This window comes from Rhodococcus sp. NPDC006774 (genome assembly GCF_040636045.1).
Classification (GTDB): domain Bacteria; phylum Actinomycetota; class Actinomycetes; order Mycobacteriales; family Mycobacteriaceae; genus Rhodococcoides.
Genome location: NZ_JBEYIW010000002.1, coordinates 208027 through 228974 on the forward strand (window position 1 = coordinate 208027; position 20948 = coordinate 228974).

The window sequence follows — 20948 nt, forward strand, 5'->3', positions numbered from 1 at the left end:
TCAACCTTTACGTGAACCGCTGCCGGCCACAACCGAAGGACGACGAACGCATGAGGTCACCGTGAACAAGCTCTCGACGGTGGCATTGCTGATCCTGCTGGGCGCAGCCGGGACGTTCAACGGGATGTCGTTGACCTCCGACCCCAGTGGGCGGTCGTTGGGGTTGAACGTCGGAATGCTGCCTAGTTGGCACACCTGGGACTACCGCATCTCCGGTTTGTTCGTGCTGTTCTTTCTCGGGCTCGGACCGTTGATCTGCGTGGCTGCCGTGCTCGTCGACGCGTCCGAAGCTGCGGTGTACGTGGCGTTGGTGGGACTGGTGACCATCGGGTGGGTGGTGTGGCAAATCGTCGTACTCGACATCTACGCTCCCCTCGCCCACATTCCCCTCACGCTGTTGGGGGTCGCGCTGGCTGTCCTCGCGATCGGCCAGTTCCGCACACGTGCCCGCGATCGCAGCCGGCAATAGAGTCACAGACCGACAGCTCCGAGCAGGGCTGCCCCAGGATCGACGACCGCCACGGCGGCTGCGATCAACAGCAACGCCATCACGACGGTCATCGCGGTGCCGAGCGATCCGAGAACGACGAACATTCGACGACGTGGGCTGTCGGTCGCGTCCGTCGATCGGTACCGACGGAACGCGATCACTGTTCCGGTAGCGACTACCGCGATCACCACGGCGGTAGCGACTATCACTGCCCAGTTGTAGTGCTCGACCTGTGTCAGCAGCTCGAGCAGAGGAGGCCTGGTGTCTTCGCTCTGCACACCGTTCTCGATCAGCGACTGCGCAGCTCGCCCGTCCGCGTTGTCATCCGAGAGCATCGGAAGCAGCGCGACCACGGGTGCAACCGTGGACTGAATGTTGAGCACAGCCAGGAATACCGAAAACATCGAGAGCGCAGTCGCACTGGCGGCAGCGATCGTGTATCCCACGCCGGCTGCGAGAGATCGTCGCCACAGAGTCGCCGCGAGCAGACCGAGAACGACGGTCAGCAGAACCGAGATGACGATCTTGATTGCATGCCACTCGAACCAGTAGTTCACCATCTCCGCCAAGCCGGGAGGATAGGTGCGAACACCGCTACCCCAGTATTCGAGCAAGCCGCGGCCGAGCAGCTCACTCATCACGGATTGATCCTGGAACTGCGGATAGCGTCCGCGTAGCAACGCGGCTGGGCCGAGTACGAACGCGGCCACCAACGCCGCTCCGGCGCATGTCAACACAACGATCGTGTTGCGGCTTCGGTTGAGGGACACATTCATCGGACGAATCACGGGTGAGAGTCAATCACCGGGTACCCCCGAGCACATCCATCTGCAGTACTACATCGCGACCGACGAGCCGCAGTTGTTGCATCGAGTAGAGCACCAATTAGTCAGGAGTCGACGTCCGATTGCCGACCGCGTCGGACTCTGGCAACAGTCACCCCGGCCAGGATCACCCCAGCGAGCGTGAGGAAGTCGGACTCGGTCAACCCTCTGTCGGCGTCGACCACGTACAACACTGCACCTTCGATGGGGGCGTTGAAGAACAGCCACAACACCGAGACAACGCTCAGCGATATCGCTGCGGACCACGAGGGCTTGGCCAGACACCATGCGGCTGAGGCGAACACTGCGTTCATCAGAACGAGTGAGTGGAACGGATCGGTAGTCGGCACCGGTACATCATGACCGAATGCGGACGGTCAGGTCCTAGTCTGGTTGCGTGCACAACGAGAATCGGGGCGAAACCAACCGCGAACTTCTCGAATTACTCCTGACGAGTGTCGCCCTTGTTGTCGGCGGTGCCCTGGGTGTTGTGGGGGCCGTGTGGGCACTGAGAGTGGCACCGGATCTTCCGTCGATCTTCGCTGTGCCGGTTCGAGATCGAGGCGCGAGTGCGCCTGATGTACCTGTAACTTATTGGCTCACCTGGTTGATTCCGCCGATTGCCGTGTACGGCTGCTACGGACTGATCGTGTGGGCTGCGCGCCCGTCGACTTGGGTGAGCGTGTGCGCCGTTGGATCTTTCACTGCGGTCTACGGACTTCTGGCCTCCTTGTGGATTTCCATTGATGTGGGCGGTTTTTCGCCGGGTTAGACGAGGACGGAATCGTCGGATCCGTGGGCGATCGTGAGCAACGGCATGTAGCACCCCGAGCCTCGGTCCCTGCTCGACCTACCGATCTGCTCTTCTCGTTCTACCGGCACTCAGCGGCCGAGACCGTCCTGACGGCGAGGAACCGAACCGAGGTCGGTGACGGCAACCTGGGCGTCGGTGACGGCCGTTGTCACCGGCTGGCAACGGGCCGACGCGGTGGCGAGGGCGAGGACCGCAGAGACCAGCGCGGTATCGCGTGCCGTCGTGATCGGGCCGGAAGCGTCCTCAGCGGAACCGCCGGACAGCTGCTCACCTGCGTCGGTTCCGATCCTTTCGATGACGTCGTTGACGGCTGATGTGCATTGGGCGAGCACCCCGAGGGCCCAGTACAGGTCGGCACCGACCAGAGGTGCTCGGGACGCGGATGTCGTCGCTCGGCGTAGGTGATCGCGTGCGTCGGCGAGTTCGTCGGTGAGGGGATGCCCGCAGCCGTCGGCGGTGGAGCTGCAGTGCTGTCGCGTCGTCATGCCGAGATCCGTCCGTAAGGGAGTAAAGTGGTCTTATTCGGTTACGGTAGCGACAGGAGGTAAGGGGTGCAAGCCCTTTTGGACGATTACACCCAGGGTGCCGCGTTCGCGACGGAACTGGTGAACACGTCGCCGACGGTGTGGGTGGTCGCCGGCGACCAATTGAGCGACCCCCGTGCCCTGCAATCGTTTCTCGTCGCGAACGGCGTCGACACGGCAGTGCTCGACGAACGCGATCTGGAAGAGGTACGGGCTCTTCGTGAGCGCCTGCGACCGATCGTCGACGCCCCGTCACCGGGTGAGTTGGTCGACCTCACGCATGAGCTGCTGTCGACGGTTCCGCATCATGTCGAACTCGTCGAACTCGAGGGCAATGTCTGGCGCTGGCAAGCAACAACCGAGGGCGTCGTCACGGTGGCGCAGGAACTGGCCGTGTTCACGGGCTACGCCCTGCTGAGCGCTCTGCGCATGCTCGGGTTCGAGCGATTCCGCGCGTGCGCGTCACCGACGTGCAATGGCGTGTTCGTCGATGTCAGTCGTGGCGGCCGACGTCGCTATTGCATGCCGGACCTGTGCGGCAACCGAATCAACGTCGCCAATCATCGCCAGCGCAGAAATGCGCTCGGCGACAAGTGATTACACCCTGTTGGTGACGCCGGAGATCAGGTCGATCAGTCCATAGGGCGATTGTTCCCCGAGGCACAGGTCGAGCGTTTCATGTGCCTCGATTGCCACCGCTGCACTTCTGGTGAACATGGCCTCCTCGAAGTCGGGCAGAGCTGCGTCGAAGTTGTTGCGGTGAGCGGCGATCGCGCGACCGAGTTCGGCACCGTCGAACATTGCCAGATTCGCGCCGTCTCCGGATGGAGGCATCAGGTGCGCGGCATCGCCCAGAAGTGTTACTCCCGGGGTGTGTTCCCAGCGGTGGTCATTGGGCAGCGTGAAGATCCTCCGGGGAACCAGCGCGGTCTCCCCGTCGGTGATCAACGCCGTCAATTCCGGTGCCCACCCATCGAACTCGGCTGCGACCGTTGCTTTGGCGGAGGCCGCATCGCTGAAGTCGATCGCGTCGATCCAATCGGTGCTGCGGTTGAGTTGAACGTACGTGTGCAGAATGCCGCCGACCTCACGGTGCACGGTGAGCCCCTTGCCCGGGCTGAGGACGAACAGTGCACCACCGCCGACTGCGCGGGCGGTGGCAGGGTGTCGTGCGTCGACGTCGTGCAGGTAGGTCTCGATGAAGACGGTGCCCACATACTCGGGCACGGCGGCGGAGAGTAGCGGTCGGACTCGTGACCACGCGCCGTCTGCACCGACGAGCAGATCACTGACGGTGGTGCTTCCGTTCTCGAACTCGATTTCGTGTTGCCCGTTGCCCAGTGGGCGCACGGAGGTGAGCTTGTGCCCCCATTGGACGGTGTCGGCCGGCAGTGAGTCGAGCAGAATGCGTCGCAGGTCCCCGCGCAGCACCTCCGGTCGACCCCCGGTGCCGTTATCGGGTTCGTCGAACAGAGCCTCGCCGTTCGGGTTCAGTACGCGTGTCGCTTCGCCTCCCTCGTGAATGATGGCGCGGAACTGCGCGGTGAGCCCGGCCGCGGCAAGCGCGATCTGCCCGTCGTGCTCGTGGATGTCGAGCTGCCCGCCCTGTGTGCGGGCGTCGGCCGTGGCGTCGGCCTCGTACACCGTGGCGGCGATTCCGTGAACGTGCAGTACCCGTGCCAGAACCAGGCCGCCGAGTCCTGCGCCGATGATCGTGATGGATGTACTCATGGATGTCTCCGCCCGTTGTTGGAACACTGTTCCAAGCAAGAATGGAACAGTGTTCCAAGGATGTCAACTGGGGCAGAAATGGGCGTGGTGGACTTCGTGCGGTTCAGCCGCGGTCGATGCCCGCCAGGATGATGTCGAGACCGGCCTGAAACTGCTCTCTGTCGTCGTGGCCGGCGAATTGCGACGCGATCCGGGTGAGGAACGGATAGTCGCCCGTGTCCGTCACCGCTACGCGTGTGGAGTCGAGAAATGCCGAGCGGTCCGTCACCGTGGCGGACAGTTGCATGCCGGCATCGCGCTGACTTGCAACCCCGATCGCGTGGAACAGAAGCACGGAAGCGGCGTCGAACTGGGCACTGTGCGGAACTCCGTGTGCGTCGAGTTCGGTGCCGATGCGGTCGAAGAGATGCAACACGGCAGGCTGCCACTGAGCGGCGGAGAGTTGCGTGGCCACCCATGGTCGCGTGGTGATCAAGTCGAACACTCTCATCATCAGTCCGCGAACACCGGGTTCTGCCGCACCGTTCTCGGGCGATGACTCGAAGACCGATGCCATGACGGTTTCGGCCGATGCCGCGAGCAGATCATCCCTGTTGCCGACGTGGTGATACAGCGCTCCGGGGCCTGTCGACAGACGTGCGGCGAGGGTGCGAAACGTCAAAGCGTCGGTGCCACCCTCATCGAGCGTCTCGATCGCTGCCTGCACGATGCGTTGTTTCGACAGAGCATCGGAACGTCGAGCGGATGCCGGCTTCCTGTTCGTCATGCGCAGATCCTGCCATAACTGGAACGTTGTTCCATGCCTGATGCGATGCCCAGACCCGCTGAGTGTGCTCCTGGGGCATCTCGAATTCAGGGCAGTGTCAACCCCGCAGTAGGGAACTCATTCCGAGTCGGGGCGAGGTCGGCAACGTCTGGTTGGTCGGCGACGCGTGCAATCCGTCGATCATCAGGGCCGCGAATCGTCGGGCGGCGCGGACTCGGTCCTCGGTCGAGAGAGTCGAGAGTCCCCGGTTGGCGCTGAGGAAGAGGACAAGATCGTCGACGACGAAATCGGATCGCAGTTTCCCCTGGCGCTGCGCGCGGGCCGCGAGTCCGGTGAACCCGCGTAGGGCATCGTTGCGATGCGTCGAGAGATCGACGGAGCCGGGGTACTCGGCCATGAACGCCTCGGTGAATCCCTGATTCCTCGCATTGAGCTCGCTGAGTCGTTCGATCACGCTGCACAACCCGCGCCACGGGTCTGGATCGGCACACCCGCTCGCAACGATGTTGTGGCACAGACGGAACTCGGCGAGGAACGCTTCGAGGATCAAGTCCTTCTTGGTCGGGAAGCGACGATACAGCGTGGCGGGGCCGACGTCGGCTCGGCGCGCAACCTCGCGCATGGATACTGCAAGCCCGTCCGAGGCGAACACCTCGCGCGCAACCTCGATTATGCGGTCCCGGTTGTTCTCGGCATCGGAGCGTAGGCGAGTCAATTCTTGGACCATGGCTCTCACTTTACGTAAACGGACGGGGGTGTCCACTACCGTCGGCGGAACTCGAATCGACCGGAGGCAGATGTGAAGGCAATAGCGATACAGACGTTCGGAAGTTCCGACGGCATGCAGGTCGTGGACGTGCCGACGCCCGTTCCGTTGGCAGGGCAGGTCCAGATTCGCACGGAGGCAATCGGAGTGGGCGGCGTCGACGCCATCGTCCGACGTGGCACCCTCGGAACCCTCGGGCTGAGTGCCGGACATATCCCGGGCAGCGAGATAGCAGGTGTGATCACCGATATCGGCGACGGTGTGGACGTGAGCTGGATGGGGCGACGGGTGTGGGCGTTCACCGGCATGGGAGGTGGCTACGCCGAACAGGCGGTCGCCGATCTGGCCGACGTGGTGGCATTGCCCGAGCGCCTATCCAGTATCGATGCCGTCACGCTCGGATCTGCCGGTGCGGTGGCGTATTTCGCGCTCGATCGTGCGCGACTCGCTCGAGGTGAGTCGGTTCTGGTGCGCGGGGCAAGCGGGAGTATCGGCATCGCTGCAGTGGAGTTGGCCGCGAGCGTGGGAGCATCGTCGGTGTCGGTCACGACGTCCTCGGCCGAGCGCGGTGCGAAGCTCCGATCGTTCGGAGCTACTCACGTGTTGGATCGCGATGGGCACGGCGGCGGGCCTGACATGTTCGATGTGATCGTGGATATTGTTGCTGGGCAAAACTTTCCGGACTTCGTGGAACGGCTCGCCAATAACGGACGCCTTGTTGTCGTCGGTGTCGTCGGAGGTCCACCGGCCGAGATCGGCCCGGCATTGATGCGCAATTTCCGACGATCGTTGACGGTCAGCACGCTGAGCCTCGACACCGTCCCGACAGCCGAACGAGACCGAGTGCGAGCAGACCTCTTCACACCCGGCCGCCTTCACGCTGTCGTCGACGAGGTACTAACACTCGATCGTGCAGCCGAGGCTCATCAGCGAATGGACGATGGGCAGGTATTCGGCCGAATAGTGCTCACTCCGTAAGAAGCGCGAATTCGATCGTCAGGCGAGAATCAGAACCTTCAATCCCAGCGGCTGAACCAGCTGCCGCCGCGCAGCCCCGCTCCGCCCAGTCCGCGCGATGTCCGTGGCATGGTGGTCCATAAGCGCTCCACACTCTCCGAGGCCGAAATGATCTGTCGACCATCGATGCTGGCTTCGGCCTCGGAAACGCCTAGCTTCGGGATGGCGGTGATGATCCGAACGGGTCCGGGTGGAGGTATGGGATGGAGAAACACGGTGGCCTGTAGTGAACCGGCATTGCCCGAACTGTGCCGAACCTCGAGGACGGTCCCGGCTGGCGCGGCGCGGTCCAACGAAATAGCCGTGCCGTCCGAGAATTCGATCCCGAACCGAATCGGTGCTATCTCGTCCGGCCATCCGTCGGCTGTGTCGTAATCGCTCAGCGCGAGGCCGTAATCCGACTGTTCGGTCAGAGCAGCGACCAGGAGAATCACTCCGAACGAATAGACGTGGACGCCGGAGAGCCAGATGACCGCGCCGTCGGTCCGGTTCAGGTCCGGTGTCTCCGGCAACACGACCGGTCTTTCACTGCGGACCGCCTCGTCGAGGGTCGAGTACTCGAAGGTCACAGTTCCCTCCTGCATATCTGTGCAGTTCCCGCTTTGACGCCGATGATGCATGCTCTTCGATTGTCTGTTGTTCGTATCTTGTCAGCGGAATGATCGATGCGGCCGGCTCGGGTCGGCACACTCATCGGACGACTCCCTTCCGGATGAGAGTCGATCACCGCGATACGCGAGAGCGGAGTGGAGCAGAAGTTGCCTCAGGAGCGGATGACCGGACCTGAGTGTTCGGTATCGAGTCGAGTGCGCGGGATTCCGCGTGCACAGTGCGAAAGTGAACGCTGAGGTGCGCTTCGATCGTCCGGGCATCCCATTGCCCAGCTCTACGACCCCCGCACCACGTCGTATGCCGGCTTGGCGCTGAAGTCCGAGCGCAGTAGTCCGTAGTTCTGCTCGGAGTCGCCGGGGTTGGTGCCCGAGTCACGCAGGGAGTGCACGAAGACCGGGCCGACGTAAGGCAGCGACGACGCCTTGGCCAGGCTGGAGCCGATGATCGCGGCCTGTGCATCCTCGGTGACGGACATAGGACCGTTTCCGGTGGGTGCGCCGAGTTCGGTGATCCAGATCTTCTTGCCACCATCGCCGTTGGCCGCCATCGTGCCGTAGGCCTGATCCACCTGTGCCCATTGGCCATTGGGGTCGTTCTCGACGGTGAAGGGGAAGGTGTAGGGGTGCATGGCTACGGCGTCCATGAATCCGCCCGCTCCGGCGGCGTACATCTGCTGCAGGAAGGTCACCGGCGCGACGGTCCAGGCTCCGGCGTTGATCGTCGTCGCCAGTCCGGCACTCAGCACGGTCGCTCCGGCGTCGGCGTTGTGGATCGCGGGGTACGCCGCGCGCAGCATGTTCGTGTAGCGGACGGCGTCGACGGGTGCGAAGAAGGTGGGGATGTTGGGCTCGTTCCACACCTCGTAGTGGTCGACGCGCTCACCGAGGTGCGCCGCGGCCGCGCCGGCGAATGCACCGAAGGCATTGGGATCCAGCGGAACTGCACCGGGCAGAGGTGAAGCGATGCCGCCCTGCGCCCATCCGGGGGTTCCACCCAGCACGGCCAGCACCGAGTAGCCCTGCGCCGTCGCCGCGTTGATCACGCGATCGGTGTTGCCCCAGTCGAATACACCCGGTGCTGTCTCGATTGCTGCCCAGTTCACGACCACCCGTACCCACGATGCACCGATGTCGCGTCCGGCACCGAGTTCGTTGTTCAGTGTGGCGTCGTCGAGCGTCAGAAACGGTGCGCCGCCAGTGAAGCCCAGGCCGGCAGGCGGTGCCGCATGCGCAACGGGCGTCGAGAGGCCGACGGCGATCGCGGCGGCTGCGGCAACGGTGAGCAGACGGGAGCGGAGGGTCATGGCGATCATCCTAAGGTGCTCGTCAGCGGTGCGCTGATCAGTGCTTCGACGGTGGAATGGGGTACACGGTCGTTCCAGCGGGCGGTGTTCAGCTCGTAGATCCGCCCACCTGCCTTGACGGCGGCGGTGCGGTCGAGCAGGTAGCGGCGGCATTCGGCGACGAACTGCTCTGTGTCGTCGAAGGTGGGCAACTCGAAGATGGAGTCGAGCGATCCGACGGCAGCCGAGGTCCCGACGACGGGTAGTCCCTTGCTGGCCGCGTCGAGGATCTTGACGCGCACGCCGCCGCCGGTGGCGACCGGGGCGATCAGCGCTCGGCACGTACCGAGAAATTCCTGCAGATCGTCGACGAAGCCGAGATCGCGAACTCCGGCAGGGTAGACCGGATCCTTGGCACCCGGGGCCTTCGCGCCGATGATGCACAGTTCGGCACCGTCGATGCCCGCAGAGATCGCCGGCCAGTATTCGAGCGCGATCTTGAAGGCCTCCTGGTTCGGCGGCCAATCGCGAGTCCCCATGAACACCAGGCGCTTCGCGGTCTCGGACAGGTCCAGCTGCGGCGCGGGTTCGAGAGTCAAGTCGATCCACCGAGCGTCGCGCACACCCTTGCTCCGGTACATCTGCGCCTCGTCGGCATCGTAGGTCCCGACGGCGTCTGCCGCACGGGCGACGCGAATCTCGTCACGCAGGATGCGAGGTGCCTCGATTCGGCCGATCACGCCGCGTGTCACCTTCCACACCTGCGACTCGGTGTTGACGGTGTTGATCGCGAACGGCGACCCGAACTTCGACGAGCGGAGGAACGATTCGGCCATGTAACTGTGTTCTGCCACATACACATCCGATTCGGACGCGTCGATGGCGTCGCGGAAGGCGTCGACGTCGTAGCGTCCGTGCACCACCGAGCGGGTCGGCCGCATCGACTTCATCAGCAACCCGGCGTCGACCTTCGGCTTGGGGACGCGTACCACGTCGGGGGCCACGTCGGTCTCCTTGGACAGGCAGATCGAACGCACCTCGAACGCCTCGCGGGCGAGCTGCATCATCAACCGAGACAGTGCGATATCGCCGCCGTGCTCGGTGACGGGGTCTTTGGACAGCAGGAAGGTCGCGCGTCTCATTGCGTCACTTCTTCTTTCACCGCATCGCGGTACAGGGCGCGCATGAACCAGACGAGCAGTACGGCGTCGGTGATCACCGACGCCACGGCCGCCCCGACGGCACCGAAAGGGAACAGGCACAGGACGAGAACCATCTTCAGCGGTGCCAGCGTCGCTGCTGCCATCACTCGTGTGCGGTCGCGGTGCTGCAGGTAGAGCACCGTGGTGAACACGTGGTTCATCACTCGCATCACCACGAACAACGACATCACCACCAGTGCACCCGCGATCTGCGGGGACGCCGGCGTCAGGAAGAGCAGGAGACCGGCAACCAACAGCAATGAGCCGGCGGCGCCGCCGAGCACCGCGGTGTGCTTCAAGGCCGGTCCGGCGCTGACGAGTCCGTCTGCGGCGCGCAGCTTCTCGTGGAAGGTGTTGCCGAATGCCTGACCGATGAAGGCCACCGCCCAGGCCGTCACTGCGGCGACGGAGTAGTAGCCGGCAATGGTGGAGTCGGTGAGGAAGCCCAGCAGCAACACATCACCTTGGATGTAGACCGCGTTGGCGAGGTTCTCCGAGAACAGCATCGATATCTCGCGCCAGGATCCGGGGACGCTCGGTGCTGCGCCGCGCGTCCGTACCGCGGCCATCACTGCGATGACGAAATACGGTGCGGCATAGAGCAGGCTGGCAACGGTCAGCGTGGCATCGGGAACGGCGAACAGGTACGCCGTCGCGAGCGCGATGGACGTGGCCTGGCGTGTTGTGTCCAATCGCTGGGTGAGGTCGGGGCGGCCGTCGCGCAGCGCCCTGCTCTTGTAGGCATTGAACACCAGCTCGCCGCCGCCGATAACCAGGGCAAACCACGCGATGTAGTTGACCTGTACCAGGCACAGGCCGCCGACGATGAGAACCGCTCCGGCGAGCACGCGAGTAGTGCGCTCACCCAGGAACTCTTGTTCGCTCACACGAATCGAGCGCACGGTGAAGGGGTGATCCAGCGGTGCTGCGATGATCGCGGCGAGGGCGAAGGCCATCGCGTACTGGCCGTAGTCGGAGATCCCCAACTTGGCGATCAGCGCGATGGTCCACAGCAGCCCGATGCCGCGGCCGCCGTAGGTCCACAGAGCAGCAATTCCGGCCTTCAGCAGATTGGCGTTCATTGAGCCGCCCACACGGAGACGAAGTCCTCGACGACGAGGTCTGCGGTGTGAGAGATGCGAAGCGCCTCGACCTCGCGTCGAAGTTTGCCCAGCGCAATCGGATCGGTGATGAGGTCCACGGTGGCGTCGGCAAGTTCGGCGACACCTCCGTCGACCACCAGGGCTCCGCTGTCGGACTCGGCGAGAGCGCCGACCTTCAGGCAGGTCACCGGAGTCTGATACGCGATTGCCCGCGTCACGACCGAGGACGCGGGGAATGCATCTCCGTACACACTCCGTTTGCCGTAGGGCAGGACGAGTGCGCGGATGGAGGCGAAGAAGGCGTCCTCGTCCGGTCCGTTCACCTCGCCGAGAATGTCCACACCGTCGACGGGGTCGAGCAGTTCGGTTCCTCGGCCGGCGATGCGGATCGCGATGTCGCGGGGGAGGCAGTCGCGGAGCTGCTGGATCTGGTCGAAACCTTTGCCGCGATAGACCAATCCGAAGAGTCCGACCGCAAGTGGCCGCTCCTCGGCTGGGGTGATGTCGGGGCGCGCGGGAACGAAGAGGGCACTGGCCTTGGCGGTGGCGTCGGGATATTCGCGCGCGAGTGAGTCGGCACCGGAGCGGGTCAACGCGAACAGCGTTCGGCTACCGGCCACCCGGCGTTCGAGGGCCCGCCATCCCGACCGAAGTGGGTAGTGCAGGCCGTGATTGAGCACTTTCTTGCCCGCGAGGAATTTGGTTCGTACGGGCCACCAGACCAGGCCGGGCGGGTCGTGCACCGTCGCGGTCACAACCGGGTCGCCGGTGAGTCGGGCGGTTGCCCAGAACGGCATGACCGAGCCGCCGCTGAGTTCGCAGTGCACGATGACGCGGCCCGGATCCGAGTCGACGAGTTCTTGAATTGCTCTGCGGTGACGCAGAATATCGCGCACCGAGTGCGATCCGGGTCCCTCGTGGCGATACTCGATCACCTCGGCGAAGTGTGGCCGAACGGCGTCGGCGAAGTCGTCGGCATAGTCGCCCACGCCGCCCACCCCGGATCGGGGGGCGACGTAGACGAGTCGGCAGTCGCGCAGGATCATCAGTAGAACAGCGGCCGATACTTGGGGCGGTAGGCGAGTGCCTTGGGATCACGCATCGCCCGTACCTTCGCGGGCACACCGGCGACCACTTCGAGTTCGCCGACATCCGACCGCACCATCGAACAACCACCGACGACGGCACCGCGTCCGAGGGTCACACCGCTGAGAAGGGTGCTGCGACTGGCGATCCACACGTAATCGCCGATGACACAGGGCTCGAGGATCGGTGTGAATTCGGGGGAGTTGTGATCGTGGTACCCGCCGATGATGTGGGTGTCGCTGGCGATGACGACGTTGCTGCCGATGGTGATTCCGCCGCGGGCGTCGAGCATGCACCGGAACCCGATGGCGCATGCGTCACCGATGGTGAGGCCCTCGGGATCGAGGATGGTGGTGCCGCGGAAGATCGAGGTGTCCTTGCCGATCGTCGCACCGAAGGCGCGCAGGAAGTTCTGCCGAATCCAGTGCGACGGAATGTAGGTCACGATCATGTTGAAGCCGAGGGTGCCGATGCGGTTGCGCAGCTTCCGCTTGAACGTGATGTCCTGCATCTTGTAGTTCGACACGTCGTAGAGCTCGTTCTCGGGCTTTTCCACCGCTGTCATGCTGCAATCTCCTCCGTCATGTCGAACTCGATCATTGCGCGGACGACCTGATCGAACGTCTTCGTCGGTTCCCAGCCCAACACGTTGCGGGCCTTGGAGGCGTCGCCGACCATTCTCGCCGAATCGGTGGGTCTGAGCATCTCGGAGTCGCTGCGCACGTACTCACGCCAGTCGTCGATGCCCACCGCCTCGAAGGCGGCGGCCACGAAGTCGGCGACGCTGTGGGCCTGGCCGGTGGCGACGACAAAATTGTCGCCCTTGCCGTACTCGGCCATCGCTGCCATCGCCTGCACGTAGTCCGGAGCCCAGCCCCAATCGCGCACCGCAGTGAGGTTGCCGAGTTCGAGCGTGGACTGGCGTCCACGCGAGATGGCGACCGCGGCCTTGCTGATCTTGCGAGTGACGAAGGAATCCGGTCGCCGCGGTGACTCGTGGTTGTAGAGAATGGCATTGGTTGCTTCGAGTCCTCGTGATCGATACACATCGACCATGTGGTGACTGAGCGCCTTCGATGCACCGTAGGGCGATGTGGGTGCGATTCGGGTCGTCTCGCTCTGCAGCGAGACGCCGGATCCGGCGAAGATCTCGGCACTGGATGCGTTGATCATCACGATCCGCTTTCCCGACGCCTCCTGGTGGGTGAAGCAGGCATCGAGCAACGCCGCTGCAGAGACGCCGTTGACCTTGGTGGTCAGCACCGGGTCGTTCCACGACCGCCATACCGAGGAGATCCCGGCGAGGTGGAAGACGTAGTCGGGCTCGATCTCTCGGACCAGACCCTGTACCGTGCCGGTCTCGCTCAGGTCGGTCTCGTGCTGTTCGACGAGGGGGTTCACCGACTCCTGAGTCCCGCCGGGCTTGGAGACGCCGTGCACTGCCCAGCCGCGGCCGAGTAGCAGTTCGGCGAGGTAGCTGCCGTCCTGGCCTGCCACTCCGGTGATCAAGGCGGTTGGGTGTGGCCCGGTGTTCACGCGATCTTGACGGTGTCGGGGGACTGTTCGGCGAGGTCGTTGCGCACCATCATGGCCACCAGTTCGGGGAAGGCGACCTTGGGCTTCCAACCAAGAGCTGCTTGCGCTTTCGACGAGTCGCCGACGAGTAGGTCCACTTCGGCGGGCCGCAGGAAGCGCGGATCGATCTTGACGTAGGGCTCCCAGTCGTCGATGTCGACGGCAGCGAAGGCATGGTCGAGGAGTTCGCGAATGGAGTGGGTCTCACCGGTGGAGATGACGTAGTCGTCGGCCTCGTCCTGTTGCAGCATCAGGTACATGGCTTCGACGTAGTCGCCGGCGAAACCCCAGTCGCGCTTGGCGTCGAGATTGCCCAGCGAGATCTCGCTCTGCAGACCGAGTGCGATCCGGGCGACGGCCTGGGAGACCTTTCGGGTGACGAATTCTGGTCCACGCCGGGGTGATTCATGATTGAACAGAATCCCGGAGCTGGCGTGCATGCCGTAGGACTCGCGGTAGTTGATTGTCATGTAATGGCCGTAGACCTTGGCGACACCGTACGGCGATCGGGGCCAGAGCAGTGTGTCCTCGCGCTGGGGTACCTGCTGCACCTTGCCGAACATCTCCGAGCTGGATGCCTGGTAGAAGCGAACCTGCTTGCCCGCCACCTGCTCGTACAGCCGCGTCGATTCGAGCATGTTCAGCACTCCGCCGCCGGTGACGTCGGTGGTGAGGCGGGCGTTCTCCCAGGAGTACGCCACGAAGGAGACGGCTCCGAGGTTGTAGACCTCGTCGGGGTCGGCCACGGCGAACGCACGCATCAGCGCGGACAGATCGAGAAGATCCCCGTGCAGAATTTCGACCTGGGGTAGTACTCGCTCCAGCATCGGAGCTTTCGGATTGTTCTGTCCGCGAAGCAGACCGAACACTTTGTACCCCTTGCTGAGCAGCAGCTCGGCGAGATAGAGGCCGTCCTGTCCGGTGATGCCGGTGATCAAAGCGCGCTTGGTCATCGCGACGCCGTCCTCTCGATTCGTTCTGCATTGATCTCGGATACTGCGGAAATGAGTTCGGCAGCGAAGCGTTCCTCGCTGAACTGCTCCACGTGTGCCTGAATCTTCAGTGGTTCCCAGGCCGTCCGTTCGAGAGCGGTGACCGCGTCGCGAATCGAATCCGGTTGTGGCTGATCGAAGTACACCCCTGACACGCCTTCCTCGACTGTGTCGAGAAAACCGCCCCAGCGGAGCACGGCGCTGGGCTTGCCGTGGTAACCCGCTTCGATGGGGGTCAATCCGTAATCTTCATAGCTCGCGGCGATCAAACCGTTACACCCTCGGTAGAGCCAGGTCATCTGTCCCGACGTCAGGTCGCTGAGCATGAGAACGTTGTCGGACTTCAGCTTTCGCAGCCGGTCGGCCTCGGGTCCGCGGCCGACGACGATCAGCTTGCGGTCGGTGCCGGCGAATGCGGCCATCACCTTGTCGACGTTCTTGTACGGCAGCAGTCTGGAGATGCAGAGGTAATAGCCGGCGTCGTCGAGCCATGTTGCTGCCTCGGGTATCGACTCCGGCGGCGCGGCCTCGACGGTGAACGGGGCAGGCACCACCGTCGACCGGATGCCGTATGCGTCGGTGATGCGCTGCTGTATCACGGTGGAGATGGCGAGGTAGCGATCCGCCGACAGTGCCGCTCGCCGGTCCCAGCGGCGCAGCGGCCACGAGAGCGACTTGAGCGCAACACGTTTGGCCGGGCTACGACTCTCGCCCAGATACATCTGCGACTCGTACAACCAACGCGCAGGTGAATAGCAGTAGACGAGCTTGCGGCCGGAGGTGTGGAAGCCGTGGGCCCAGCCGCTGGTGCTGGTGAGCACCACATCGGCGTCGATCTCGATGGACGAGGACGCGAAGGGTAGCAGTGGAAGTGCGGCGCGGTGGTTCTTGCGCAGGAAGCCGACCCGGTTCAGTGCCGACGGGCGAACGTCGAGTTCGGAGAATTCGGGGAAGGTCGTCGACGGCTCGAAGAGCGTGGTGTGGATGGGGGCGTCGGGGAAGGCGCGGGCCATGGCGAGGACAACCTTCTCGGCACCGCCTCGTTGGGTGAGATAGTCGTGCGCAATCGCGACGCGGAGGCCGTCGGTCATATTGCCGCCCGAACTACTGTGGATGTAACCAGCTGTGACACAACACTATCCGTCTTCATGAGCTACCCATCGTGTCGGTCCGTACTCGAGTGGAGCTAGGGCATCCCGAAACGCCAGATGACGCTCCGGCGTGCGACGGTGCACGACAAGAGCGTCGAATTCAAGGCGTCCCCCGACGAGACGTGCGAACACTGGACATAATCCTGCCACGAAGAGTCATTCGTTCGCGCTATATGAATATCCGTTTGCGGAGGAAATAGATAGCGCAAAGTGAGGTGGTTCACAACGCAAAATAATTGATCGATAAAACGAAACCGCGCCTTTGCGCAGAGTTAACGTGGCCGCAATGATGGCACCGGGAAATGGGCGCACTGAACCCAATGAAAAGGGGCGTGCGGTTTGTGAATTATCGATCAGCTGATCGATTGAATTCAGCGGGTGACGGTCGCTCCGACATACGGTGTCCAGGTGATCGCGCCGTACTGGAACGTCACCCGTACGCCGCCTCCGTACTGCGGCATCTCGTCGCTCGTTGCGGGCCCCAGGGTGGGATCCCAGGCGCTGTAGATGCCGCCACCGATGTTGTGGGTACCACCGACGGCGGTGGAGAACACACGCAGGCCGAAGGGGCTGTCGAAGTCCTGGTAGGTGCCATTGAACGGCGTGGTCGGGAGAAATCCGGTGGCGCGGATCGATTCGGCCACGGCGCGGGGAACGGCAACGAAACCGGTGGGCATCTCGTAGAGAACCGCGTCCTGGCGGTACTGCGCCCACGTATCGCGAACGGGGAACACCGGTCCCAGTACCGCTCCGGAGTTGTTCGGAGCAGCAGCGAATCGGTTGTACTCGGCAGTGCGCGGGATGTTGTTCTGCAGCAGGCTCATCAGGCCCCACAGGGCCGGTTTGGCACCCCAGTTGCTCTCGAGCAGGCCGAACGTGTCTTCCGGATCATTGCTGCCGGTTGCCTTGTCTCGCATCGTGTAGAGGAAGATCGGCCCGGTGTACGGCAGCTCGCGCCACTTCTGGATGAAGTCGGTGATCATCACGTTCTGCTGATCTCCCGACACCGCGGAGGTGGGAACGCCGTACTCGGTGGCCCAGATCTTCTTGCTGCCGTCGCCGTTTGCGACCATGGCCGCGCGCATGTCCATGACCTGCCGGGCCGGTGAATGCTCGACGTAGGGTCCCTCGGAGAACTTCAGTGAGTATTGATACGGGTGGTAGGAGAGGGCGTCGAAACTGCCTGCAGCACCTGCCGCGTACATCTGGTTGGTGAAGTCGACGGGATTGACGATGCCCCATCCCTGTTCGGCTGCGCCGAGGACACCGCCGACGACCGTTGCGGCCGAGTCGGCTGCCTTGATCTTGGGGTAAGCGGCCTTGAGCAGGGCGGTGTAGCCGGCCGCGTCGGGCTGCGGCCCGTAGAACATCGACCCGTTGGGCTCGTTCCAGATCTCGTAGTCGGCAACCTTGCCCTTGTAGCGGGCGGCGACCTTGCCTGCGAAGTCACCGAACGCCGCAGGTGATGCCGGGCGGGTGTTGATGGGTTGGTTCACCGGGGAGGTCGCCCACGGCGGGGTGTACGCGATGATGCCCAGCATCGAGATGTTCGCTGCTCGAAGCTTGTTCACGACGCGATCGACGGCCGTCCAGTCCAGCTGATTCTGGGTGTACTCGACGGTGGACCACGGAATGGCGATGCGCATCGATGTGGTGCCCATTGCCGTCATGAATTGCACGGTGGTGTCCAACTCCGCGTCGGAGGCCCACAGCAATCCGCCGCCGTCGGAAATGCCGACGCCGGGTGGATTGGGGGCCGCGTCGGCGCGTGACGGGCCGATGAGGTGATCGGGTGAAGTGATGACGGACGTGACTCCGAACGAGAGCCCGGCAGCGACGATCAAAACGGTTGTCGCTGACATTACTGCGCGAAAGCCACCGCGAAAGTGAACCATCTTCAATTCTCTCCACCAGGGGGTCCGTACCAACATTCGACGGGCCGGTGCCGGAATCATTGCACCTCGAGCGCGCTTTTGTACAAATCACAAAAAGCGGACCGATAATTATGAAACTGCTGGTCGAGAACCTCCGGCCGAAAGCAAGCTTTTCGTTTTCGTACCCTCGACGTTGTCGCCGTCGGGCTTGGTTTCCGACGTCTTTTCCCACGCGTAGACGACGAATGCGAGCATCACGGAAAATGCTGTCGTGGTGGAGGGATTGCTGACGACGGGAAAGTCGAGTTGCAGCGCGACCACCGAGAAGCCGATGAAAGTGCCGCCGTAGAAGCCGAGTTCCCAGCGTCCCGATCGCAGCATCCGGTAGCCCACGACGGCACCTGCAACGAGAATTGCGGTGAAGGCGAGGCCGGTGAATATGCCGCCGCGGTAGACGGTCAACAGTGGCGAGTTGGCGACAAAGTTCACCTCGAATGCGGTGGCGGGATCGACGAATTCGGGCCGGCCCCAACCGAGGCCGAACAGCCAGTGGCCTTGCATGTGGCCGGGGAATTCGGCCAGTGCATCGCCGCGTGCGCTCGAGCCTGCGTCCTCGTTGCCGAAGGACGAGAAGACGCGGCTGCGCACGCTGGGTACTGCGAGCGCTCCGACGAAGGCCGCTATGAATGCGCCGACAATGGCCAGGCGTTCCCTGGTCCGCAGCTGTTGGAACGCGAACATCAGTACTACGCCGAACACCACCGAGAACAGGGCCGCTCGTGACAGCGTCAGCACGATCGACAGGAACAGCAGGGCTCCGAGAGCGGTACGCAGGTATCCCCGCAACAGCAGGATGCACAGCATCAGCGCGAGGACGAAGCCGATTCCGGCGGCGTTGGGGTCGATGTACGTCCCTGCCAGGCGAACCGAGGTCGCTCCGGTGGGGCTGTAGACGAACCGCGTGCTCTCTTCCTCGGTGCCGTATCCCAGAATCGACAGGTAGCGAATGAGTTTGCCCGCGGGATCGCCGACGAAGATCAGCAACGCGAACGCAGCGGCGGCCGACGCCGCGTAGACGTAGATCCTGCCGAACATTGCCATTTCGTCCCGCGGCATTCGCAACAGGCACACCACCACAAGAGTGGATATGAGCCATTTACCGAATTCGAAGAAATCCCCGAGTCCGGTTGCCATGACGACGACCGACAGCGCAGACAGAACGATGAGCGCAATGACGGTCGTTTCGGGCCATGTGATGCGGCTCACTGCTGTGCGGTGAATCACAGTGGCGAAGATGGTCGCGACAGCGAAGGTGAAGACCAACGGCGCGGGAGTGCCCGGTACGTAGCCGAACGGGAGCGCCCCCAAGCAAAAGGCAAGAGCGCGAGTCAAATACAGCGGATGACGTAGGCCGATGTACGCCCCCACGGTCAGCGCGACAAGGGCGAATGCCCCCAATTTCGCTGGAGTTCCGCCGACGATCATGGCGCATGTAACGAGAACGGGGATTGCCACGATGGCGACCCATCCGACCCGCTGCGTGATGCTCATGGGTTCTGATGTTGTCACGCTTTCACCTACTCGCAACATGTACGCCGTGCCGAATCCTTCGCTGCGCTTTATTCTTTGCCCTTGACCGTCGGTTATTCGATAGGAGCATTCGTGGAGATTCGAGAGTATTGGCGGATCCTTCGCGCGGGTTGGTGGATCGTCGCTCTCGCGACGGCCATCGGTGTCGCCGGGGGGTATGCCTACACGTTCTTCACGACGCCTCAGTACCAAGCGTGTGCTCGTTTGTTCGTCACCACCGAAGGCGGCAGTTCCGTCGGTGAGGCGTACCAGAACAATCTCTTCTCGCAGGAGCGCGTGTCCTCCTACGCCGGGTTGGCCACCAGCACACAGGTTGCACAGCGAGCCGTCGATCAGTTGCAGCTGCAGGAGTCCGCGGCAGAACTGCGGTCCAGGATCACTGCGACGCCGATCGAGAAGACGGTGTTGCTCGACCTGTGTGCCACCGATGCCGATCCCGCAGTCGCCCAGGCGTTGACCAACGCGGTCGCCGGGCAGCTGACGCAGGTGGTGCAGGAACTCGAAACATCCCAGCGCGGCGGCAACCCCGCGGCCGGTGCCACCATCGTCGATCAGGGTGACGTTCCGACGGCACCGATCGGCATGGGCTTGTTCGTCGCCCTCGGTCTCGGCGGCGCGGTCGGTTTTGTCGTCGGCCTCGCCCTCGCGTTGCTCCGTGGTCTGATGGATCGCTCCATCCGCGATCGTCCACGCGCCGAGGATGTCTCGGGCCGCGTCGTACTCGGTGGTCTCCCGGTGGATGCGACGCGTCCCACCGTGCCGGTCGCGTCGATGGCGACGATGGGCGAACCACTGCGCATCCTGCGCACCAACATTCGCTTCCTCGGTGGCGGCTCGCCGCCGCGTGTCATCACCATCACCAGCGCGGCCTCGGGCGAAGGACGTACCAGTACCGCCATCGACCTCTCCGCCGTTCTCGCCGAGGCCGGGCACACGGTGCTGCTCGTCGGCGGCGATCTGCGAAGCTCAACCCTGGGCACCCGCTTGGGCATCGAGCAGAACAGCGGCTTGTCCACCGTCCTCTCCGGCGAGCACAGCGTGGACGATGCCATTCAGAACGATGTGTTCGACGGTGTGTCGGTGCTTCCTGCGGGGCCGGTGCCGCCGAACCCGAGTGAGTTGCTCGGATCGGACCGCGCTCAGGAGGTGCTGGAAGCGCTACGCGGCCACTACCGCTACGTGATCGTCGACACCCCGCCTCTGCTCGATGTCACCGACGGAGCGATTCTCACTGCATTGTCCGACGGCACAGTGGTTCTCGCGCGCACCGGTCGCACCACGCGTGACAAGCTGCGACGTGCCATCAAGGCAATCGACGGCGTCGGCGGCACCGTGCTGGGAGTGGTGACCACCTTCGAACCCGCGGCCCGACGCCTCCTCGGTGGCAGCTCCCCGGCGGATGACTCCAGTGAAACGGCAGCTGCTGCAGAGAGTTCCACTGTTCCGTCCACGCAAGCAGCTCCATCCGGCCCCGCCCACGCCGCGGCCGTCAGGCCGAAGCCGGCGAAGAACGACTCTGCGACGTCCTCGGCGAGCAGAGGATAGCTCC

21 protein-coding genes are annotated in these 20948 nt (G+C 63.6%); 4 read left to right on the plus strand and 17 right to left on the minus strand.

Features of this window, described 5'->3' with window-relative positions:
- Window positions 1-61: 61 nt before the first annotated feature.
- Window positions 62-469, plus strand: a complete 408-nt coding sequence (locus tag ABZ677_RS04015) for a hypothetical protein (protein ID WP_358366761.1) — start codon at window positions 62-64, stop codon at window positions 467-469.
- A 2-nt stretch (window positions 470-471) separates the two neighbouring features.
- Here the strand turns inward: ABZ677_RS04015 and ABZ677_RS04020 are convergent, their stop codons facing one another.
- From ABZ677_RS04020 to ABZ677_RS04030, 3 genes are all read right to left on the minus strand, one after another.
- Complete coding sequence (locus tag ABZ677_RS04020; protein WP_358366762.1) at window positions 472-1266, minus strand: hypothetical protein; 795 nt, start codon at window positions 1264-1266, stop codon at window positions 472-474.
- Between the two features lie 113 nt (window positions 1267-1379).
- Complete coding sequence (locus tag ABZ677_RS04025; protein WP_358366764.1) at window positions 1380-1664, minus strand: hypothetical protein; 285 nt, start codon at window positions 1662-1664, stop codon at window positions 1380-1382.
- Window positions 1665-2196: 532 nt separating this feature from the next.
- Window positions 2197-2613, minus strand: coding sequence for a hypothetical protein (locus ABZ677_RS04030; RefSeq protein WP_358366766.1), 417 nt, complete (start codon window positions 2611-2613; stop codon window positions 2197-2199).
- A gap of 66 nt (window positions 2614-2679) precedes the next feature.
- On the opposite strand from ABZ677_RS04030, the gene ABZ677_RS04035 reads away from it, so the two are divergent.
- Window positions 2680-3249 carry a CGNR zinc finger domain-containing protein gene (locus tag ABZ677_RS04035; RefSeq protein WP_358366768.1) on the plus strand — a complete coding sequence of 190 codons (570 nt, stop codon included), beginning with the start codon at window positions 2680-2682 and terminating at the stop codon, window positions 3247-3249.
- Here ABZ677_RS04035 and ABZ677_RS04040 read toward each other — a convergent pair whose 3' ends face one another.
- The 3 genes from ABZ677_RS04040 to ABZ677_RS04050 all read right to left on the minus strand — a co-directional run bounded on the left by ABZ677_RS04040 (window position 3250) and on the right by ABZ677_RS04050 (window position 5876).
- Entirely contained in the window at window positions 3250-4383 is a 1134-nt protein-coding gene (locus ABZ677_RS04040) for an NAD(P)/FAD-dependent oxidoreductase (protein ID WP_358366770.1), read from the minus strand.
- 103 nt (window positions 4384-4486) lie between these two features.
- The gene (locus ABZ677_RS04045) at window positions 4487-5149 is read right to left on the minus strand and encodes a TetR family transcriptional regulator (protein WP_358366772.1); all 663 of its coding nucleotides are present in this window, start codon (window positions 5147-5149) and stop codon (window positions 4487-4489) included.
- A gap of 97 nt (window positions 5150-5246) precedes the next feature.
- Window positions 5247-5876 carry a helix-turn-helix domain-containing protein gene (locus tag ABZ677_RS04050; RefSeq protein ID WP_358366774.1) on the minus strand — a complete coding sequence of 210 codons (630 nt, stop codon included), beginning with the start codon at window positions 5874-5876 and terminating at the stop codon, window positions 5247-5249.
- 72 nt (window positions 5877-5948) lie between these two features.
- Here ABZ677_RS04050 and ABZ677_RS04055 point away from each other — a divergent pair, with 72 nt between their 5' ends.
- Window positions 5949-6893: a zinc-binding dehydrogenase gene (locus tag ABZ677_RS04055; protein WP_358366775.1), complete on the plus strand. Its 945-nt coding sequence runs from the start codon at window positions 5949-5951 to the stop codon at window positions 6891-6893.
- 38 nt (window positions 6894-6931) lie between these two features.
- Here the strand turns inward: ABZ677_RS04055 and ABZ677_RS04060 are convergent, their stop codons facing one another.
- The 11 genes from ABZ677_RS04060 to ABZ677_RS04110 form a co-directional block, all read right to left on the minus strand.
- The gene (locus ABZ677_RS04060; protein ID WP_358366777.1) at window positions 6932-7501 is read right to left on the minus strand and encodes a hypothetical protein; all 570 of its coding nucleotides are present in this window, start codon (window positions 7499-7501) and stop codon (window positions 6932-6934) included.
- Between the two features lie 317 nt (window positions 7502-7818).
- The gene (locus ABZ677_RS04065; RefSeq protein ID WP_358366778.1) at window positions 7819-8847 is read right to left on the minus strand and encodes a hypothetical protein; all 1029 of its coding nucleotides are present in this window, start codon (window positions 8845-8847) and stop codon (window positions 7819-7821) included.
- A 5-nt stretch (window positions 8848-8852) separates the two neighbouring features.
- Window positions 8853-9968, minus strand: a complete 1116-nt coding sequence (locus tag ABZ677_RS04070) for a glycosyltransferase (RefSeq protein WP_358366779.1) — start codon at window positions 9966-9968, stop codon at window positions 8853-8855.
- Window positions 9965-11110, minus strand: coding sequence for a polysaccharide biosynthesis C-terminal domain-containing protein (locus tag ABZ677_RS04075; RefSeq protein ID WP_358366780.1), 1146 nt, complete (start codon window positions 11108-11110; stop codon window positions 9965-9967). The genes ABZ677_RS04070 and ABZ677_RS04075 overlap by 4 nt, the downstream gene beginning before the upstream one ends.
- Window positions 11107-12177: a glycosyltransferase gene (locus tag ABZ677_RS04080; RefSeq protein WP_358366781.1), complete on the minus strand. Its 1071-nt coding sequence runs from the start codon at window positions 12175-12177 to the stop codon at window positions 11107-11109. The genes ABZ677_RS04075 and ABZ677_RS04080 overlap by 4 nt, the downstream gene beginning before the upstream one ends.
- Complete coding sequence (locus ABZ677_RS04085) at window positions 12177-12782, minus strand: acyltransferase (protein WP_358366782.1); 606 nt, start codon at window positions 12780-12782, stop codon at window positions 12177-12179. The genes ABZ677_RS04080 and ABZ677_RS04085 overlap by 1 nt, the downstream gene beginning before the upstream one ends.
- A complete protein-coding gene (locus ABZ677_RS04090) occupies window positions 12779-13753 on the minus strand; it encodes a GDP-mannose 4,6-dehydratase (protein WP_358366783.1) in 975 nt (324 codons plus the stop codon). The genes ABZ677_RS04085 and ABZ677_RS04090 overlap by 4 nt, the downstream gene beginning before the upstream one ends.
- A complete protein-coding gene (locus ABZ677_RS04095; protein ID WP_094740132.1) occupies window positions 13750-14745 on the minus strand; it encodes a GDP-mannose 4,6-dehydratase in 996 nt (331 codons plus the stop codon). The genes ABZ677_RS04090 and ABZ677_RS04095 overlap by 4 nt, the downstream gene beginning before the upstream one ends.
- Complete coding sequence (locus tag ABZ677_RS04100) at window positions 14742-15875, minus strand: glycosyltransferase (protein ID WP_358366785.1); 1134 nt, start codon at window positions 15873-15875, stop codon at window positions 14742-14744. The genes ABZ677_RS04095 and ABZ677_RS04100 overlap by 4 nt, the downstream gene beginning before the upstream one ends.
- Before the next feature lie 431 nt (window positions 15876-16306).
- Window positions 16307-17797 carry a cellulase family glycosylhydrolase gene (locus ABZ677_RS04105; protein ID WP_230596252.1) on the minus strand — a complete coding sequence of 497 codons (1491 nt, stop codon included), beginning with the start codon at window positions 17795-17797 and terminating at the stop codon, window positions 16307-16309.
- Between the two features lie 141 nt (window positions 17798-17938).
- Window positions 17939-19378: an O-antigen ligase family protein gene (locus ABZ677_RS04110; protein WP_358366787.1), complete on the minus strand. Its 1440-nt coding sequence runs from the start codon at window positions 19376-19378 to the stop codon at window positions 17939-17941.
- Between the two features lie 93 nt (window positions 19379-19471).
- On the opposite strand from ABZ677_RS04110, the gene ABZ677_RS04115 reads away from it, so the two are divergent.
- Entirely contained in the window at window positions 19472-20944 is a 1473-nt protein-coding gene (locus tag ABZ677_RS04115) for a polysaccharide biosynthesis tyrosine autokinase (protein WP_358366789.1), read from the plus strand.
- Window positions 20945-20948: the final 4 nt, after the last annotated feature.

Bases quoted from the DNA above. Each gene is read 5' to 3' on its own strand.
- ABZ677_RS04095 (WP_094740132.1), bottom strand. From the start codon at position 14,745: ATGACCAAGCGCGCTTTGATCACCGGCATCACCGGACAGGACGGCCTC.
- ABZ677_RS04070 (WP_358366779.1), bottom strand. From the start codon at position 9,968: ATGAGACGCGCGACCTTCCTGCTGTCCAAAGACCCCGTCACCGAGCAC.
- ABZ677_RS04105 (WP_230596252.1), bottom strand. From the start codon at position 17,797: ATGTCAGCGACAACCGTTTTGATCGTCGCTGCCGGGCTCTCGTTCGGA.
- ABZ677_RS04050 (WP_358366774.1), bottom strand. From the start codon at position 5,876: ATGGTCCAAGAATTGACTCGCCTACGCTCCGATGCCGAGAACAACCGG.
- ABZ677_RS04045 (WP_358366772.1), bottom strand. From the start codon at position 5,149: ATGACGAACAGGAAGCCGGCATCCGCTCGACGTTCCGATGCTCTGTCG.
- ABZ677_RS04080 (WP_358366781.1), bottom strand. From the start codon at position 12,177: ATGATCCTGCGCGACTGCCGACTCGTCTACGTCGCCCCCCGATCCGGG.
- ABZ677_RS04065 (WP_358366778.1), bottom strand. From the start codon at position 8,847: ATGACCCTCCGCTCCCGTCTGCTCACCGTTGCCGCAGCCGCCGCGATC.
- ABZ677_RS04020 (WP_358366762.1), bottom strand. From the start codon at position 1,266: ATGAATGTGTCCCTCAACCGAAGCCGCAACACGATCGTTGTGTTGACA.
- ABZ677_RS04030 (WP_358366766.1), bottom strand. From the start codon at position 2,613: ATGACGACGCGACAGCACTGCAGCTCCACCGCCGACGGCTGCGGGCAT.
- ABZ677_RS04100 (WP_358366785.1), bottom strand. From the start codon at position 15,875: ATGACCGACGGCCTCCGCGTCGCGATTGCGCACGACTATCTCACCCAA.
- ABZ677_RS04075 (WP_358366780.1), bottom strand. From the start codon at position 11,110: ATGAACGCCAATCTGCTGAAGGCCGGAATTGCTGCTCTGTGGACCTAC.
- ABZ677_RS04085 (WP_358366782.1), bottom strand. From the start codon at position 12,782: ATGACAGCGGTGGAAAAGCCCGAGAACGAGCTCTACGACGTGTCGAAC.
- ABZ677_RS04040 (WP_358366770.1), bottom strand. From the start codon at position 4,383: ATGAGTACATCCATCACGATCATCGGCGCAGGACTCGGCGGCCTGGTT.